Origin of the sequence: Halomonas sp. KX33721, from assembly GCF_001596805.1 — a bacterium.
Taxonomy (GTDB): Bacteria; Pseudomonadota; Gammaproteobacteria; order Pseudomonadales; family Halomonadaceae; genus Vreelandella; species Vreelandella aquamarina.
Genome location: NZ_LVIA01000051.1, coordinates 1 through 15,107, shown reverse-complemented (window position 1 = coordinate 15,107; position 15,107 = coordinate 1). Strand labels below are relative to the sequence as shown.

Annotated in this window: 11 protein-coding genes and 1 pseudogene; 10 read left to right on the top strand and 2 right to left on the bottom strand. The window is 57.0% G+C overall.

Annotated elements, in window-relative coordinates; translation table 11 throughout:
• Positions 1-1,305: 1,305 nt before the first annotated feature.
• Positions 1,306-1,962, bottom strand: a complete 657-nt coding sequence (locus A3220_RS15705; protein WP_054641770.1) for an HAD family hydrolase — start codon at positions 1,960-1,962, stop codon at positions 1,306-1,308.
• 163 nt (positions 1,963-2,125) lie between these two features.
• Here A3220_RS15705 and A3220_RS15700 point away from each other — a divergent pair, with 163 nt between their 5' ends.
• Both A3220_RS15700 and ptsP read left to right on the top strand, forming a co-directional pair.
• Positions 2,126-2,620, top strand: coding sequence for an RNA pyrophosphohydrolase (locus A3220_RS15700; protein ID WP_009096477.1), 495 nt, complete (start codon positions 2,126-2,128; stop codon positions 2,618-2,620).
• Between the two features lie 87 nt (positions 2,621-2,707).
• A pseudogene (gene ptsP, locus A3220_RS15695) lies at positions 2,708-4,968 on the top strand (phosphoenolpyruvate--protein phosphotransferase).
• A 7-nt stretch (positions 4,969-4,975) separates the two neighbouring features.
• On the opposite strand, the gene A3220_RS15690 reads toward ptsP, so the two are convergent.
• Complete coding sequence (locus tag A3220_RS15690) at positions 4,976-5,743, bottom strand: NRDE family protein (RefSeq protein WP_062375815.1); 768 nt, start codon at positions 5,741-5,743, stop codon at positions 4,976-4,978.
• Between the two features lie 366 nt (positions 5,744-6,109).
• Here A3220_RS15690 and A3220_RS15685 point away from each other — a divergent pair, with 366 nt between their 5' ends.
• The 8 genes from A3220_RS15685 (at position 6,110) to ltrA (ending at position 14,688) form a co-directional block, all read left to right on the top strand.
• Entirely contained in the window at positions 6,110-7,057 is a 948-nt protein-coding gene (locus A3220_RS15685) for a response regulator (RefSeq protein WP_252860502.1), read from the top strand.
• Complete coding sequence (locus A3220_RS15680; protein WP_062375812.1) at positions 7,054-7,851, top strand: sulfite exporter TauE/SafE family protein; 798 nt, start codon at positions 7,054-7,056, stop codon at positions 7,849-7,851. Before A3220_RS15685 ends, A3220_RS15680 begins: the two co-directional genes overlap by 4 nt.
• 50 nt (positions 7,852-7,901) lie before the next feature.
• On the top strand, positions 7,902-8,690 hold the full coding sequence (lgt, locus tag A3220_RS15675; protein WP_062375809.1) for a prolipoprotein diacylglyceryl transferase: 789 nt from the start codon (positions 7,902-7,904) through the stop codon (positions 8,688-8,690).
• A 427-nt stretch (positions 8,691-9,117) separates the two neighbouring features.
• Positions 9,118-9,891, top strand: a complete 774-nt coding sequence (locus tag A3220_RS15670; RefSeq protein ID WP_230834649.1) for a thymidylate synthase — start codon at positions 9,118-9,120, stop codon at positions 9,889-9,891.
• A complete protein-coding gene (locus tag A3220_RS15665) occupies positions 9,888-10,427 on the top strand; it encodes a dihydrofolate reductase (protein WP_058576379.1) in 540 nt (179 codons plus the stop codon). The genes A3220_RS15670 and A3220_RS15665 overlap by 4 nt, the downstream gene beginning before the upstream one ends.
• A gap of 21 nt (positions 10,428-10,448) precedes the next feature.
• Positions 10,449-11,195: a ProQ/FINO family protein gene (locus A3220_RS15660; protein WP_062375804.1), complete on the top strand. Its 747-nt coding sequence runs from the start codon at positions 10,449-10,451 to the stop codon at positions 11,193-11,195.
• A 300-nt stretch (positions 11,196-11,495) separates the two neighbouring features.
• On the top strand, positions 11,496-12,602 hold the full coding sequence (locus A3220_RS15655) for a porin (RefSeq protein ID WP_062375802.1): 1,107 nt from the start codon (positions 11,496-11,498) through the stop codon (positions 12,600-12,602).
• An 808-nt stretch (positions 12,603-13,410) separates the two neighbouring features.
• The gene (ltrA, locus tag A3220_RS15650; protein WP_062375799.1) at positions 13,411-14,688 is read left to right on the top strand and encodes a group II intron reverse transcriptase/maturase; all 1,278 of its coding nucleotides are present in this window, start codon (positions 13,411-13,413) and stop codon (positions 14,686-14,688) included.
• Positions 14,689-15,107: the final 419 nt, after the last annotated feature.

The following is a 15,107-nucleotide window of genomic DNA, read 5'->3' as shown; positions in this document are numbered from 1 at the left end:
TGCCAACCCTGCTGAAAAGCTAAACCCCTACTTTGTGGTGTGGGGCCACTAAATTACCCGTGTTGATAGGTGCCACCGCACTTGAGGTAGGCACCCGTAGCGCGGTGTAAGCGGAGCGCACCCGCGAAGCACTCCGTTAGGAGTGCCGAAGGTGGCACTGTGGTGTGATAATTTTCGGTGGCTTGATCAGGCGACTATCCGCCGCCTTCGCGGGTGCCTCATTTGCTCGTCCCTCACAAGATTCGTTACGCCGCGCTACGGGTATGTGCAGTTGCTCTGTGTTGATAGGTATCACGGCACTTGAGATGGGCACCCGTAGCGCGGCGTAAGCGGAGCGCACCCGCGAAGCACTCCGTTAGGWGCGTTGCCGGTGAGGCCTCATGGGTGGGCGGTGGCGCGGTGGGTTGTGGTGGCGTAATCGGGGCGGCTGGCGCCGCCCTCCGCGGGTGCCTCCTTCGCTCGTTGCTCTCGCTCAGTCGTTACGCCGCGCTACGGTAGTGTCCGTGCCCGTGATTATTCCCCATGCCCGACGTTGGCGATGACCCTGTAGCGCGGCGTAAGCGGAGTGCACCCGCGAAGCACTCCGTTAGGAGTGCCGATGGTGGCACCGAGGTGTGATGATTTGCGATGGCTGGATCAGGCGGCTATCCGCCGCCTTCGCGGGTGCCTCATTTGCTCGTCCCTCGCAAGATTCGTTACGCCGCGCTACGGGTATGTGCAGTTGCCCAGTGTTGGTAGGTTTTACGGCACTTGAGGTGGGCACCCGTAGCGCGGCGTAAGCGGAGCGCACCCGCGAAGCACTCCTCCAGGAGTGCCGATCTTGGCATCGAGGTGTGATCATTCACGGTGGCTTCATCCAGGCGGCTACCCGCCGCCTTCGCGGGTGCCTCCTTCGCTCGTTGCTCTCGCTCAGTCGTTACGCCGCGCTACGGGGCAAGCACTCCGCTCTAATGGTCTGCGGCACTCTAGGTAGGAACCTGTAGCGCGGCGTAAGCGGAGCGCACCCGCGAAGCACTCCGCCAGGAGTGCCGATCTTGGCACTGAGTTGTGATCATTCACGGCGGCTTCATCCAGGCGGCTACCCGCCGCCTTCGCGGGTGCCTCATTTGCTCGTCCCTCGCAAGATTCGTTACGCCGCGCTACGGGTGTCACGTACTTGAGGTGGGCTAATTTGTAGCGCGGCGTAAGCGGAGCGCACCCGCGAAGCACCCCTCTAGGGGTGCCGATGGTGGCATTAGGTTGGATGAATTACGGTGGTGATATCGAGGCGGCTGTCGCCATCTCACGAAATGCGTGACACTTACCTTAATCCCGCAGGCTCATAATCCGCCAGTTCCGTTCTTCAGCCACTTGGCGAAGGGTGTCGTCGGGGTCGACGGCAACGGGGTGGTCGACCTTCTCTAGCAGCGGGAGGTCGTTGTGGGAGTCGCTGTAGAACCACGCACCATCCATCGTGAGGTCTTGGGCTTCCAACCACGCTTGCAGGCGGGTGACTTTGCCTTCGCGGTAGCTGGGCACGCCATCTACTCGGCCGGTATAGCGGCCGTCGATCATTTCGGGTTCTACGGCGATTAAATCATCAACACCTAAGCGCTCGGCAATCGGGCCGGTAATAAAGCGATTGGTGGCGGTAATGATCAGCAGCGTATCGCCTTTGGTGCGGTGGCGGGCCAGCAGCTCCTCGGCTTTGGGCAGAATATGCGGCTCGATTTTGCTGGCCATGAATTGCTGGTGCCACGCCGCCAGCTGCTCCGGCGTGTTTTCAGCCAGCGGTTTCAGCGCCATTTCCAAAAATGCCGCCATATCCAGAGTGCCCGCGTTGTAATCGGCGAGAAAGCGCTCGTTGGCCTCGCGGTAGGCCACCGGGTCCACTGCGCCTTGCTCCACCAGAAACTCACCCCAGGCATGGTCGCTGTCGATGGATAGCAGCGTATTGTCCAAATCGAAAATGGCCAGACTCACGGCGCTCCCCTTATGGTTAATGTTGGACGTTGGTCGTCGGATACAAAGCGCCGGATTATCGCAGAGTCACCTAGGTTTCACCACTTAGCGTGATATTGTATTGATACGCTTGTCTCCCTTGTGGAAAAATGGGCATAACTGAAAATTTATGAAGGTGATGTCCGTGATCGACGCTGACGGCTTTCGCCCCAATGTTGGCATTATCATTGCCAATAGCCAGGGGCAGCTGCTTTGGGCGCGTCGTGTAGGGCAAAATGCGTGGCAATTTCCCCAGGGAGGCATTAAGGCAAGCGAGACGCCACAACAAGCGCTTTTTCGTGAACTCCACGAAGAGATCGGCTTAACCGCCGACGATGTTGATATTGTCGCCTGCACCCGGGGCTGGCTGCGCTACCGTCTGCCACGACGCATGATTCGTACCCACTCAAGGCCAGTGTGTATTGGCCAAAAACAGAAGTGGTTTTTACTCAAAATTCGTTGCCAAGAAAACCGTATTTGTATGACGGCCACGCCCAAGCCGGAATTCGACGGTTGGCGATGGGTTAGCTACTGGTACCCGTTAGGGCAAGTGGTGCCGTTTAAACGAGAGGTCTATCGGCGTGCGCTAAGAGAGCTTTCTCCTCGCGTGCAGCGCTTGGCACAAGATAACGAAGGATAACGCGCGCATCATTGCAGGATAAAAGCAGTGTTAGCCCAGCCGGACAATCCCTCAGCGAGGCAAATAATAGTGAATAGGAAAACGTCCATGCTTGAGGTGCTGCGACGCGTTATTCAAGAAGTGAATGGCGCACGGAACCTCGACGCCGCGCTGTCGACCATGGTGCGCCGCATACGCAAAGCCATGCAGACCGACGTGTGCTCCTTTTATCTTTACGATAAAGAACTGGAGTCGTTGGTTCTGATGGAAACCATTGGTCTGCGTACCCAAGCCGTGGGTCGTGTCGTGTTGCCGCTGGGGGAAGGCCTAGTGGGGCTGGTGGCCAAGCGCAGCGAGCCGCTCAACTTGGAAGATGCCCAGTCGCACTCCCATTTCCGCTACTTTGAAGCGACCGGTGAAGAGCGTTATTCAAGCTTTCTTGGGGTGCCGATTATCCACCAGCGCCACATGTTGGGGGTGCTGGTGGTGCAGCAGGCGGAAAAGCGCCGCTACGATGACGAAGATGAAGCCTTCCTGGTCACCATGGCGGCACAGCTTTCGGGCGTGCTGGCTCATGCCTTAGCCACCGGTAATCTCACTCGCCCCGCGCTACCCGGTGGCCAGGCGATGTTCAAAGGGGTCGCGGCCTCACCCGGCATGGCCATAGGCGAAGCGTGGTGATCACTCCTCCCGCCGACCTCAATAGCGTTCCTGATCTTATTCCCAGCGACCAGGAGTACGAAATTGCCCGGCTAAAAGAGGCCATCGGCAAAACCCGCGATGAGATTCGTGCCGCTGCAGAGCGTTTGGTTAACCGGATCTCTTCCCAGGAGCTAGCGCTGTTCGACGTCTACCAACAGATGTTGGGCGAAGCGGCACTCTCCGAAGAGGTCGAAAAACGAATTCGGGAAGGCCAGTGGGCGCCGGGGGCGCTCGCCGATGTCGTTCGCCGCCACGTGCAATACCTAGAGCGTGTCGATGATGACTACCTGCGCGAGCGGGCAGCAGATATTCGCGACCTGGGCCGTCGCGTGTTGGCGCATCTGCAAGAAGATACGCCCTCCACGCCGGAAACCTATCCAGACAACGCCATTTTAGTTGGCGATGAAATCAGTGTGGCCATGCTGGGCGAAGTGCCGCGCGACAAGCTAAAAGGATTGGTGTCGGTACGTGGTTCCAGTACGTCTCACGTGGCGATTGTCGCCCGTGCCATGGGCATTCCCACGGTATTAGGAATGGTAGACCTGCCGCTGCCACGCCTGAACGGTGCGCCCGTGGTGCTAGATGGCCACCGGGGGCGGCTATTTGTGCGTCCTGCCGCCGAGCTGCAAACCCGCTACGCTAGCCTGATTGCCGAAGAGAAAGTGCTCAGCGAAGTGCTGGAGCATGAACAGGATCTGCCCAGTAGAACCCCCGACGGCCATGAAATGCCGCTGATGGTGAATACTGGCTTGGCGGTGGATGCCTCTGCACTGCTGAAAAGCCGCATTGGCGGGGTGGGGCTCTATCGCACCGAAGTGCCATTTATGATTACCGAGCGCTTCCCAGGTGAAAAAGAGCAGATGCGCATGTACCGCGAGCAGTTGAAAGGCTTTGCGCCGCTGCCGGTGGTGATGCGTACTCTAGATATCGGTGGCGACAAAGATTTGCCCTATTTCCCGATTGAGGAAGCCAACCCGTTCCTGGGCTGGCGGGGTATGCGCGTTACCCTGGATCATCCTGAAGTTCTGATGGTACAGCTGCGCGCCATGCTTAAAGCCTCCCACGATTTAGGCAATCTCTACGTGCTGCTCCCCATGATCACCAATGTGGAGGAGGTCGATGAGGCAATACGGCTGCTTGATCGCGCCATCTTAGAGTTGGGCGAAGAGGGTATTAAGGTTGAGCGGCCAAAAGTGGGGGTCATGATTGAAGTGCCCGCGACTATTTATCAAATGGACGCGCTGGCTAAGCGTGTCGATTTTTTCTCGGTAGGCAGTAATGACCTTACCCAGTACCTGCTAGCGGTGGATCGTAACAATCCGCGGGTGTCTAGCCTGTACGATGCGCTGCATCCCGCGCTACTTGGCGCTTTACAAGAGCTGGCTCAGGATGCGAAGCGGCTGAATAAGCCTATTTCGCTGTGTGGTGAGCTGGCGGGTGACCCAGCAGGCGCGCTGCTGTTGATGGCGATGGGCTTTACCAGTCTTTCCATGAACGCCCCCAGCTTGCCAAAAGTGCGTGCCGCGATTCGTCGGGTCACGCTGGCTGATGCGCAAACGCTGCTCAAAGAGATCATGCGGCTGGATACGCCCGCACTGGTCCATGAGCATCTTAATAAACGGCTGGATGAGTGGCAGTTGTCGCACCTACTGCCCCCTCGTGATTAATAAGCTACTATCGTTGGCATAGCGCCGTAAGTGTCGTTTCGCCAGTAAAGCGCCCGAGCGGCCCAAAGCGCTGCTCAGTGATAGCCACATCGCCCCGGTGGCTGAGCGTCAGCCAAGTAGTCGCGCGGGTGCCGTACTGCTCGCCGACGATAAAAGCCGCTGAGAGCTGACGCTCAAGAGTAACGCCAACCCCCGTATCGGGTAGCAAGTGATCGGCGGCTTGCCCTGGGTTTTGCAGCGCCTGTCGCGTGGCGGGCCGCCATAGGTGATTATTACTACCCTGCATAGCGCAACGTACAGCCTGTAGTTTAGGCCAAGGTGTATTCAAACTGGCATTGGAAAGCCCATGAACCCCGGGCGGCACATTAACAAGGGATATGCCATCGCTTCCCCGGTGCAGGTGCCAGCATTGGTGGGTGGTAGCGACTAATAAATTAAAGCCAGCGTAGCGCTCGGCTTGGTGGCTCGCCATGGTGTCTAGCCATGCGGCGGGGTTGTCACTGCTAAGTACCCCCGCCACCAGTTCGCCTCGGCTGGGCGCGTTAGGGGGCGTGGGTAAGGTGGTATCGCGTACGTTGGTAAGTGCCGCCACAATGCCGTATCGATTTGCTGCCAGCCATGTACCACCCGCTTCCAAGTCTCTGCCACCCAGCAGTGCTTTGTCGCTCCACGCACTCAGTGGGGCAGTAGGGCGTGCATGGAACTCATCACGATTACCCGCTAAGCGTAGAGGAGTGTGGCTATCGGGTGACCAACGAAACGTAATTAAACACATAAATGACTCATAATAGGCATTATTCGGGGCATACTTAAGTGGCGCGACATGACACACTTCCGGTGGAGACGTACACTGACTTTCGCGCCGTGATTAATGATGCGGGCTATCTCTACTAGCCTAACGCCCTGCCAACTGGGACATCGCGAATGACACAACGCTATCAGCGAGAGCACTTCTGGAATGCCATTATCTGGCCAGTTCTATGGCCATTATTACTGGTTCAGGCCGCGCTTGTCCTGCTATGTGTGTTGGTAGGAGCCGTTATCTGGCTAATGTCACCCAGCCAAGCGTCATGGGCAACCACGGTGTGGCTAATGCTTGCCCTTCTGTTGGGCAGCTGCATGAATGTAGGCGTTTTTTTTAATGTTAATCAAAGCGCGGAGCAAGTATAAGGACACACTCTTCACGCAGGGGCTTAGCGAGCTTGAGCAGCGTATTGACGAGCTGCGCAGGAGGGTGGCCCTTAACTCTTTACCGGCGCTTGTTGAGCCGAAGGCCGATGAACAGCCCTGCCAGCGGCTTACCCTGGCGAACGACCAGCTAGAAGGGGTTATTCGAACGCTTGATAAAGCGAGTCATGTGGTCACACAGGATGGTCATGCTAGGAGTGACCAAGCGTTGTTGGATGACTTGCATCACCAGCAGAAGCAACTCAAACATTTAATGGCAGGCAGGGAGCGGGCAAGAGAGGAGTCTCGGCTTAAATCAGGCTACCTAACGTTGATGCAACGAGAAGCCGATAGCCTGTTTGAGCACCTTGGCAGCATGCTAACGGAGGATGCGTCTGAGACCAGCCGCCAGAACGTTACCCACCTGCGTGAACGCCTTGCTGATATCCGCTCACTATTAGCTAATTTCGTGCAGCAGAGTGTGAATGAGACAAGCAGTGACGATTTATCAGGGGGCGGTGAGCACCGGCCTCGCGTATTGGTCGTTGACGATGGGCCGGTAAACTTAATGCTGGCGCGGCAAATGTTAGAGTCCCAGGGCCTTAAGGTGGAAGGTGTCAGTAGCGGTGAGCAAGCCCTAGAACGCCAGCAGTCCACTTTTTATGATTTAGTCTTTATGGATATTTTTATGCCCACTCTCGATGGGCTTGAGACGACTCGCCGTTGGCGTAAGTTTGAGCAATCAAATCAAAAGCAGCGCAGTGTGATGATTGCGTTGACCGCCAATGTCGATAACGCGGGCAGAGATACCTACGAAGCCGCTGGAATGGATGACCTTCTAGCCAAACCCTATCAACCGGATACCTTGCATAGCATGATTAATAAATGGTTGCCTCACGCCCTGGAGAGGCCGAGCCAATGACCTTTGCAGCCATTTTAGCCAGTTACTTGGCGCTAGGGGCAGTCGCTGGCACGATGGCCGGGCTATTTGGGGTTGGTGGCGGGATCATTATTGTTCCTGTGCTGGTGTTTGCCTTCGGGCTACAGGGCATTTCCCCTGAGATCACTATGCACCTTGCTGTTGGCACCTCGCTTGCCACTATCGTCATTACCGGCGCTTCTTCAGCCCTTGGGCATTTTCGTAAAGGTAGCGTGCATCGTGCTTGGTTTATGGCCTTGCTGCCCGGCTTAATGCTAGGCGCGATTGCTGGGGTGTTTATTGCTGATAACTTGTCGGGCACCGTGCTGGGTACGCTTTTTGGCGTCTTCGTACTTCTATTAGCTACCAAAATGGTCATCGGGCTTACGCCGAAACCCGGCACTATTGCCCCTAGAAAAGTAGCAATGTCCATTGCGGGTGGCGTAGTTGGAGCGATTTCTGCGCTGTTCGGTATAGGCGGTGGTGCCATGACAGTGCCTTGGCTCTCTCGCTGCGGTGCCACTATGACACAAGCGGTGGGAACTTCTGCGGCCTGTGGCTTACCAATAGCAGTGGTAGGGGCGGTGACCTTTATCGTGGTGGGGTGGGGGAACCCGCACTTGCCTCATTGGGCAACCGGATTTGTTATGTGGCCAGCATTTATCGGTATCGTAGCCACCAGCGTACCGTTTGCCCGTATTGGCGTGCGTTTGGCCCATGTGCTGCCTGCCGATGCACTGCGTTTCTGTTTTGCCGCTCTGCTCGCTGTGGTGGGATTGCGCTTCATACTGGCGTAATGGCGCTCTGGCACACTGTAGCGTTTCTTTTATTTGATTAGAGAAAGTGAATGATCAACTACCCAACGATAGACCCTGTCGCGATTTCCCTAGGCCCGTTGCAAGTACATTGGTATGGCCTAATGTATGTAGTTGGTTTTGTCGCTGCCTGGTGGCTGGGCTGTAAGCGCGCACCGCGTATCGGCTTAACTAAAGATGATATCGGCGATTTGCTCTTCTACTGTGCCATTGGCGTAGTCGCCGGTGGTCGCTTGGGCTACGCGCTGTTTTACGGATTAGAACAGTGGATGGCCGACCCGCTCTGGATCTTCCGCGTGTGGGATGGCGGCATGAGCTTCCATGGTGGCTTGATGGGCGTATTGCTGGCTGCCTGGCTATTTGCCCGCCGCAAGCAGTTGGCTTTCTTCACCCTCACCGACTTCATCGCCCCGCTCGTGCCCATCGGCCTCGGGGCAGGGCGCATCGGCAACTTCATCAACCATGAGCTGCCCGGCCGCGTGACCTCGCTTCCCTGGGGCATGCCCTTTCCCGGCATGGGCCCAGAGCCGCGTCACCCCTCGGCACTCTACGAAGCCGTATTGGAAGGCGCCGTGCTGTTCGTCATCCTCTGGTGGGTCTCGGCCAAACCTCGTGCGCGCGGGTTCATCTCCGGCCTGTTTCTGCTGGGCTACGGCGTCTTCCGCTTCATGGTCGAATTCGTCCGCATGCCCGACGCCCACATCGGCTACCTCGCCTTTGGCTGGTTCACCATGGGCATGCTCCTCACCCTACCCATGATTATTCTCGGACTCCTCCTGATGCTCTGGTCAAAAGGCAAGCCCATCGACGCCAAGGTATGATCCGGATGTGGCGCTCAGAGTATCCACCTAAACCTGTCTGTGGGAGGCCAATTTTATTGGGCGACTGTTTGGGCAGGCACTTGTGCCTGCATCATCGCGAGCTAAAGCTCCCTCCCACAAGAAGCCCCTTCCTGCAGCAGCAAAGTGGCTGGGTAGAGCCAGTGAGGTTCAGGCTAGCCTGAGTAGCCGCCCAAGCTTGCCTGTGGGAGGCCAATTTCATTGGGCGACTGTCTGGGCAGGCACTTGTGCCTGCATCATCGCGAGCTAAAGCTCCCTCCCACCACCCTTAACATAGACGTTGCCTTTAGGGCGGCCTAGAATACAGCCTCATACTCGCTGTTAATCTGGAAACTTTGTGACTGCTACAACGCCTTCGCTTACCACGTCGAACGAATTGCCTGCGCTTGAACAGCCTTACCTGGACCTGATGCGCACTGTGCTCGAACAGGGCGTTGATCGCGGTGACCGTACCGGTACGGGTACGCGCTCGGTGTTTGGCCACCAGATGCGCTTTGATCTTTCCCGTGGGTTTCCGCTGCTGACCACCAAGAAGCTGCACCTGCGCTCCATCATCCACGAGCTGCTATGGTTTCTGAAGGGCGATACCAACATCGGTTACCTGAAAGAGCACGGCGTGCGTATCTGGGACGAGTGGGCCGATGAAGAGGGCAACCTGGGCCCCGTATATGGCTACCAGTGGCGTAGCTGGCCGCACCCCAAGGGCGGCAGCGTGGATCAAATTGCCAATGTGCTAGAGCAAATTCGCACCAACCCGCAGTCGCGGCGGTTAATTGTCTCGGCCTGGAACCCAGGCCAAGTGGATGAAATGAAGCTGCCGCCGTGTCACTGTCTGTTTCAGTTCTACGTCGCCAACGGGCGACTCTCCTGCCAGCTTTACCAGCGCAGTGCCGATATTTTCCTCGGCGTGCCGTTCAATATCGCCAGTTACGCGTTGCTGCTGAGCATGGTGGCCCAGGTCACGGGCTTACAGCCGGGGGAATTCGTTCACACGCTTGGAGATGCCCACCTGTATAGCAACCATCTAGAGCAGGCGCAGGAGCAGCTAACCCGCACACCCATGCCACCGCCTAGGCTCGTGCTCAATCCAGAGGTCACGAACCTATTCGACTTCACCTTCGATGATATTCAGATCGAAAATTACGCGTCCCATCCGCATATCAAAGCAAAGGTAGCCGTATGAGTCAGCAAGCCACCGCCTATGAACCGCTGGTGCCCGTTGCGATGATCGTCGCCATGGCCAAGAATCGCGTCATTGGCGTCGATGGCAAGCTACCCTGGTACTTGCCTGAAGATTTGAAATTCTTCAAACGTATGACCCAGGCCAAGCCGCTGGTCATGGGACGTAAAACCTTCGCCTCCATTGGCAAGCCGCTGCCCAATCGTCTCAATATCGTCGTGACTCGGGATGCCCAGTTTAGTGCAGAAGGCACGCGCGTATGCCATGAGCTACCGGCTGCGTTAGCGCTTGCCGATCAGCAGGCGACCATCGAGGCGGCGGAAGAAATCATGGTCATGGGCGGCGGCGAGATTTACCGTCAAGCCTTACCGTTTGCCCAACGTCTCTACATCACGGAAGTCGATATAGAAGTGGAAGGCGATGCGTACTTCCCCGCGTTCTCGACGGAGGAGTGGCAAGAAGTTCAGCGAGTCGCCGGGCAGCCCGCAGAAGGGCAGCCAAATTATGACTTCGTCGTGTACGAGCGTGTCAGCGACTGATTTGGGTCAAAGGAGGGGGTTATGGCCGCCAGCGTATTGCATCTACTAGAAACGTTAGAAACACGGCTCGAACAAAACAAGGCCGAACTCATTGCGCTGCGCGAAGAGAATCAGCAGTTGAAACAGCAGCTAGCCGCGCTATCGACTCGCGCCTCAGGGGAGCCTACGGCATCGCCCGCTGAACACGAGACCGATGTCGCGGCGGCAGAAGAAGCGCCGAACGAAGCGCCCGAGCACGTATCAGCGGCGGTCAGCGAGCCAGTAACGCCAGAAGCCGTCACGCAACCCTCGCCGCAAGCGTTATTGAAGCAGTGGTATCAGCGTTACCCACATGCCTTCTTCAAAGGGCACACCAAACCCTTGAAAGTGGGGATTCACCAGGATTTGGCCGAGCGCGAGCCTTGGCCGAGTAAATTGATCCGTCGGGCGCTAGCCAACTACGTCAATTTGCCGCGTTATATCAAATCCATGCGTGAAGGAGCAGAGCGTGTCGATTTAGATGGCCAGCCTGCCGGCAAGGTGGACAAAGAAGCCGCGAAACATGCCAGTGAGCGGCGACAAGAAGCGCCCACGAAAAAACGAATGGAGCGTCCGGCTCCCCCCGCGAAAAGTCGCACGAATAAAGCGCAGCCAGCCGCGAGTAACTCATCGCCAAACGATGAGAAGCTCCCCTCGAGAACGCCCGTTCCAGAAAAAAGTGAGCAGAAAAAACCGCTTAGCATGGAAGAGAAACTAAAAGGCTTGCAGCAAAAATTCGAAGGCCGCTGAGACCCGAGTCCGTGTTGTGGGTTCCATAAAAAAACACAAATCGTAAAAAAACACTGTTTTTTTCTATTGCGTTCCCTGGAATCCCGGTATAGAGTTTGACCTGCGAGCATTGGACTATAACAAGGCTTTGTTGAGGACATGTCGCATACCACCGGGAAAAACCGGCGGATGAGAAAAAGAGCATGGCCCGCAAGCCACTTACTGGCTTCTTTGAGAGCATGGCCCGCAAGCCACTTGCTGGCTTCTACGAAGGCCAGTAATAACGATCGAAACAGTAAGCTAGTGAAAGGAACCTATATCATGAAAAAGACACTTTTAGCGACTGCTGTCATTGGCGCCCTGGGTGCCTCTGCTGCCGCTCAAGCAGCGACTGTATATGACCAAGACGGCACTCGTCTGGACGTATACGGCCGTATCGCCATGGGTATCGAAGGTGGCGGCCCCGAGTTCAACTCTGATAACGAAGCAATCGACAACGGCCCTGAGTTCGTAGACGTCTTCTCTCGTCTGGGTCTGCGCATGAGCCAGGAAGTGACGTCTGACCTGACGGCTTTCGGTCGTCTAGAATGGCGCTTTGATGGTGATGAGAACACCACCGATGGTGGTTTCAACGAACTTCGCCAGAGCTACCTGGGTCTGCAAAGCAAGCAGTACGGTACTTTCCAAGCTGGTAACTTTGACAGCTTCTACAGCCAGTTCGTATCTCAGCCGTTCGACGTTTACATCTTCGCTGATAGTGACCTAGAGTTCGCTGGTCATTCGAAGCAGTCTCGCGGCGACTCTATCGGTTACTACACGCCTGACCTGCAAGGTTTCACTGCATTCCTGCAGCTGAAGTACTACAGCGAGCGTGGCTTGAAGGAAACAGGTCCACGCCTGAATACTGATGGCAACGTGGTTGGTACAAGTGAAGAAGGCAGCGTAATTGCACCGCAAGGTGGTGTTCGTTACCAGCAAGGTCCGTTCACTGTAGGTCTGGGCTTCGTTGAAGACGTAGTTCGTGGCGGCGGTAACGGCGAAATGCTGGGCGGCCTGATCGGTTCTTACGACGTGAACGACCAGTTCTCCGTTCGCCTGGGCTACGAAGGCCGTGAGCACAGCGACGAAGGTTTCGGCAACGGTTACGACAAAGTTGGTCTGGGTGGTACTTACACCACTGGCCCGTGGGCGTTCACTGCTGACATCTACGATGTAAGCGAAGACGGTGCTGATGGCGATGACCGTACTGCATGGGCCCTGGGTTCTTACTACCGAGTCTCCAGTAACTTCGACGTGTTCCTGGAGCTGAACCAGCGTGACCAGCAGTCCATCGACGTCACCATCGGTGGCGGCGACGGCCCTGTTAGCGTTGAGCGCGCTGACGGCGACGACATTTACTACCTGACTGGCGCTCGTTACCACTTCTAAGCCTTGGTTAAACCAAGCTTAAAGTTGTAACACCTGTAGTAGATAATGAACCGGCCCCTTTTGGGGCCGGTTTTTTTGTTTGCCCGGCGAAGCCGGCAAACCCGGCCATCTGAAAGAAGATGGCGTCACCCCGACTGAGGGGAAGACAATCCGACTGGCAAGGGCGTCACTGGCCAACGGTGGGGTCTGAAGGAAGCCATAGGAAGTTAACGGTACACAACGCAAGTGAACCTGCTTCGGCAGCCCAGGTGGGTTAGCGTGCAAAATAGCGCGACGCCCGATACTCAGTCAGACCTGGGCTGTGCTTGAGGGTGGCATCGTTAACAGGGAGCCGGTGCAGTAACCGGGGAAGCCTGACACCGAATCCGGCGAAGCCGGAGGCTGTGGCGCAAGGTGAAAGCCGAGGCCGCAGTTGGTGCGAGGTGGCAGATGAAGCCGTAGTAGTGAGGAAGTTCCGGCCTGAGAAGCCTGGTAACAGCGTGGAGGACAAAACCGGAACGACCGCTGGCGGAGGTTCAGCGGACCGGTCGGGGTCAAAAGCTCTGGTCGGATGCGAAGGGCGGAAGTCATTAACGAGAGTGACGGACGACGAGCGAACAGGTGGACGCTGCGTTCACAAGCTGCCCGACGGGGCAGGGACGTGCATCGGGGTGCTGCGGGAACGCAGTGGCTCTGGTGTTCTCCGAACAAGGGAGTAGAGCGATACCGTGGCGGCAGATTGCCAGAGCGCTAGTACCCGGACGGATCGCCTGAAACAGACCAGCAGCCAGACCGACCCTCGAAGCCGTCACCACAGAGATGAGCAGGCATGAGGAAATACTACAGTCTGTACGGGCAATTGCTGTCAAAACAGCGCCTGTATGAAGCCTTCAGACACATCAAACGCAACAAGGGCGCGGCCGGAATCGATGGGCAGAGCCTGAGTGCGTTTGAGGCGAATCTGGAGGTGGAGCTGTCGTGCCTGTTGCTCGAGCTGAAGGAAAAGCGCTATCGGGCGCAACCAGTCAGGCGCGTAGCCATCGCCAAGGATGACGGCGGTGAGCGTCTGCTGGGCATTCCGACGGTTCGGGACCGGGTTGTACAACAGGCGCTGCGCCGTATTATCGAACCGATCTTCGAGCCGGATTTCCACCCGTCGAGTTACGGGTATCGTCCGGGACGCAGTGGTCATCACGCCATCGGCAAGGCGGAGTTGTTTATCCGCCGCTACCGGCGTGACTGGGTTGTGGACATGGACCTGTCGAAATGCTTCGACACGCTCAACCATGACCTGATCATCCGCCAGTTCCGCCAACGGATCACGGACGGCAGTGTCCTGTCACTGCTGCGCCAGTTCCTGGAAAGCGGCGTGATGGTGGGGTACCACCTTGAAGAAACGGAGCTGGGAAGCCCGCAGGGCGGCGTGATCAGCCCGCTGATTGCGAACGTCTATCTGGACGCCTTCGACCAGTTCATGAAAGCCCGGGGTCACCGGATCGTCCGCTACGCGGATGACATCCTGATCCTGAGCGGTTCACGAGCGGGCGCGGAGAATGCGTTACGGGTGGCCCAAAGCTACCTGGAAGATGAGCTGAAGCTGACCGTCAATGCCACCAAAACTCACATCGCTCACAGCGATGACGGGGTAAAGTTCCTGGGCGTGGTGATCCACACGAAGTACACCCGCATCCAGGACAAGAAGGTGGTGAAACTCAAGCAAACGCTCAAAGCACTGACGAAGCGAAACCGGGGCATCGGACTCGCGGCCATTATACGTGAGCTGAACCCGGTGTTACGGGGCTTTGCCAACTACTTCCGGGTGGCGAACTGCGCGAGGGTGTTAAAGCAGGTGATGAGTTGGCTAAGGCGGCGGTTACGTTGCCTCCAGCTCAAGCAGTGGAAAAAGCCGGGCCGGTTGCATCGGAGGCTGAAACAGCTGGGCTATCGCCCGCCGTTTAAGTTCATCAAGATGCAAAGCTGGCGTAATGCCGCTTCACCGCTGGCCCACCATGCGATCCCCAATGCCTACCTGCATAATGACTTACGGTTATTGGATCTGACCAGGGTCAGAACCGGCATCACTGTCCCCGAATTCGGGGTAAGTTAATGGCATGAGCCGTATACGTGGTCCGTATGTACGGTTCTGTGAGAGGGATGAGGCGGAGACGCCTCACCCTACTCGCTTATGGTGGTGCGCCAGGCATGGCGCGCAGCGCCAATTAGGCGCTATCCGGTCCGCCGTGGTGGTTGGCCGGATGACTTGGGGGTGAAAGTCCCCTACGGACCCTGATAGCGGGAACCGTTAGCTGAACAGCAAGGGTGTTCGTCGTGAGGCGGAATCTGAAGGAAGCTGTAGGCAAACTCCTGGCCCGACGAACAGGAACCGCATATGAGGCAGCCACATCTGGGCGAGAGGGCCATGAAACTCGAAGCCCAATAGCTATCCAGAAGATGTGGAAGTAGATGCGGCGGGTAGATGGGAGGAAGGTCGCGCGTCTTACCCTGGGGAGGCCTGTTCGGCCTGCC

Coding starts and splice junctions, on each gene's coding strand:
- A3220_RS15690 (WP_062375815.1), bottom strand. CDS start 5,743: ATGTGTTTAATTACGTTTCGTTGGTCACCCGATAGCCACACTCCTCTA.
- A3220_RS15685 (WP_252860502.1), top strand. CDS start 6,110: ATGTTAATCAAAGCGCGGAGCAAGTATAAGGACACACTCTTCACGCAG.
- A3220_RS15680 (WP_062375812.1), top strand. CDS start 7,054: ATGACCTTTGCAGCCATTTTAGCCAGTTACTTGGCGCTAGGGGCAGTC.
- lgt (WP_062375809.1), top strand. CDS start 7,902: ATGATCAACTACCCAACGATAGACCCTGTCGCGATTTCCCTAGGCCCG.
- A3220_RS15670 (WP_230834649.1), top strand. CDS start 9,118: ATGCGCACTGTGCTCGAACAGGGCGTTGATCGCGGTGACCGTACCGGT.
- A3220_RS15665 (WP_058576379.1), top strand. CDS start 9,888: ATGAGTCAGCAAGCCACCGCCTATGAACCGCTGGTGCCCGTTGCGATG.
- A3220_RS15660 (WP_062375804.1), top strand. CDS start 10,449: ATGGCCGCCAGCGTATTGCATCTACTAGAAACGTTAGAAACACGGCTC.
- A3220_RS15655 (WP_062375802.1), top strand. CDS start 11,496: ATGAAAAAGACACTTTTAGCGACTGCTGTCATTGGCGCCCTGGGTGCC.
- ltrA (WP_062375799.1), top strand. CDS start 13,411: ATGAGGAAATACTACAGTCTGTACGGGCAATTGCTGTCAAAACAGCGC.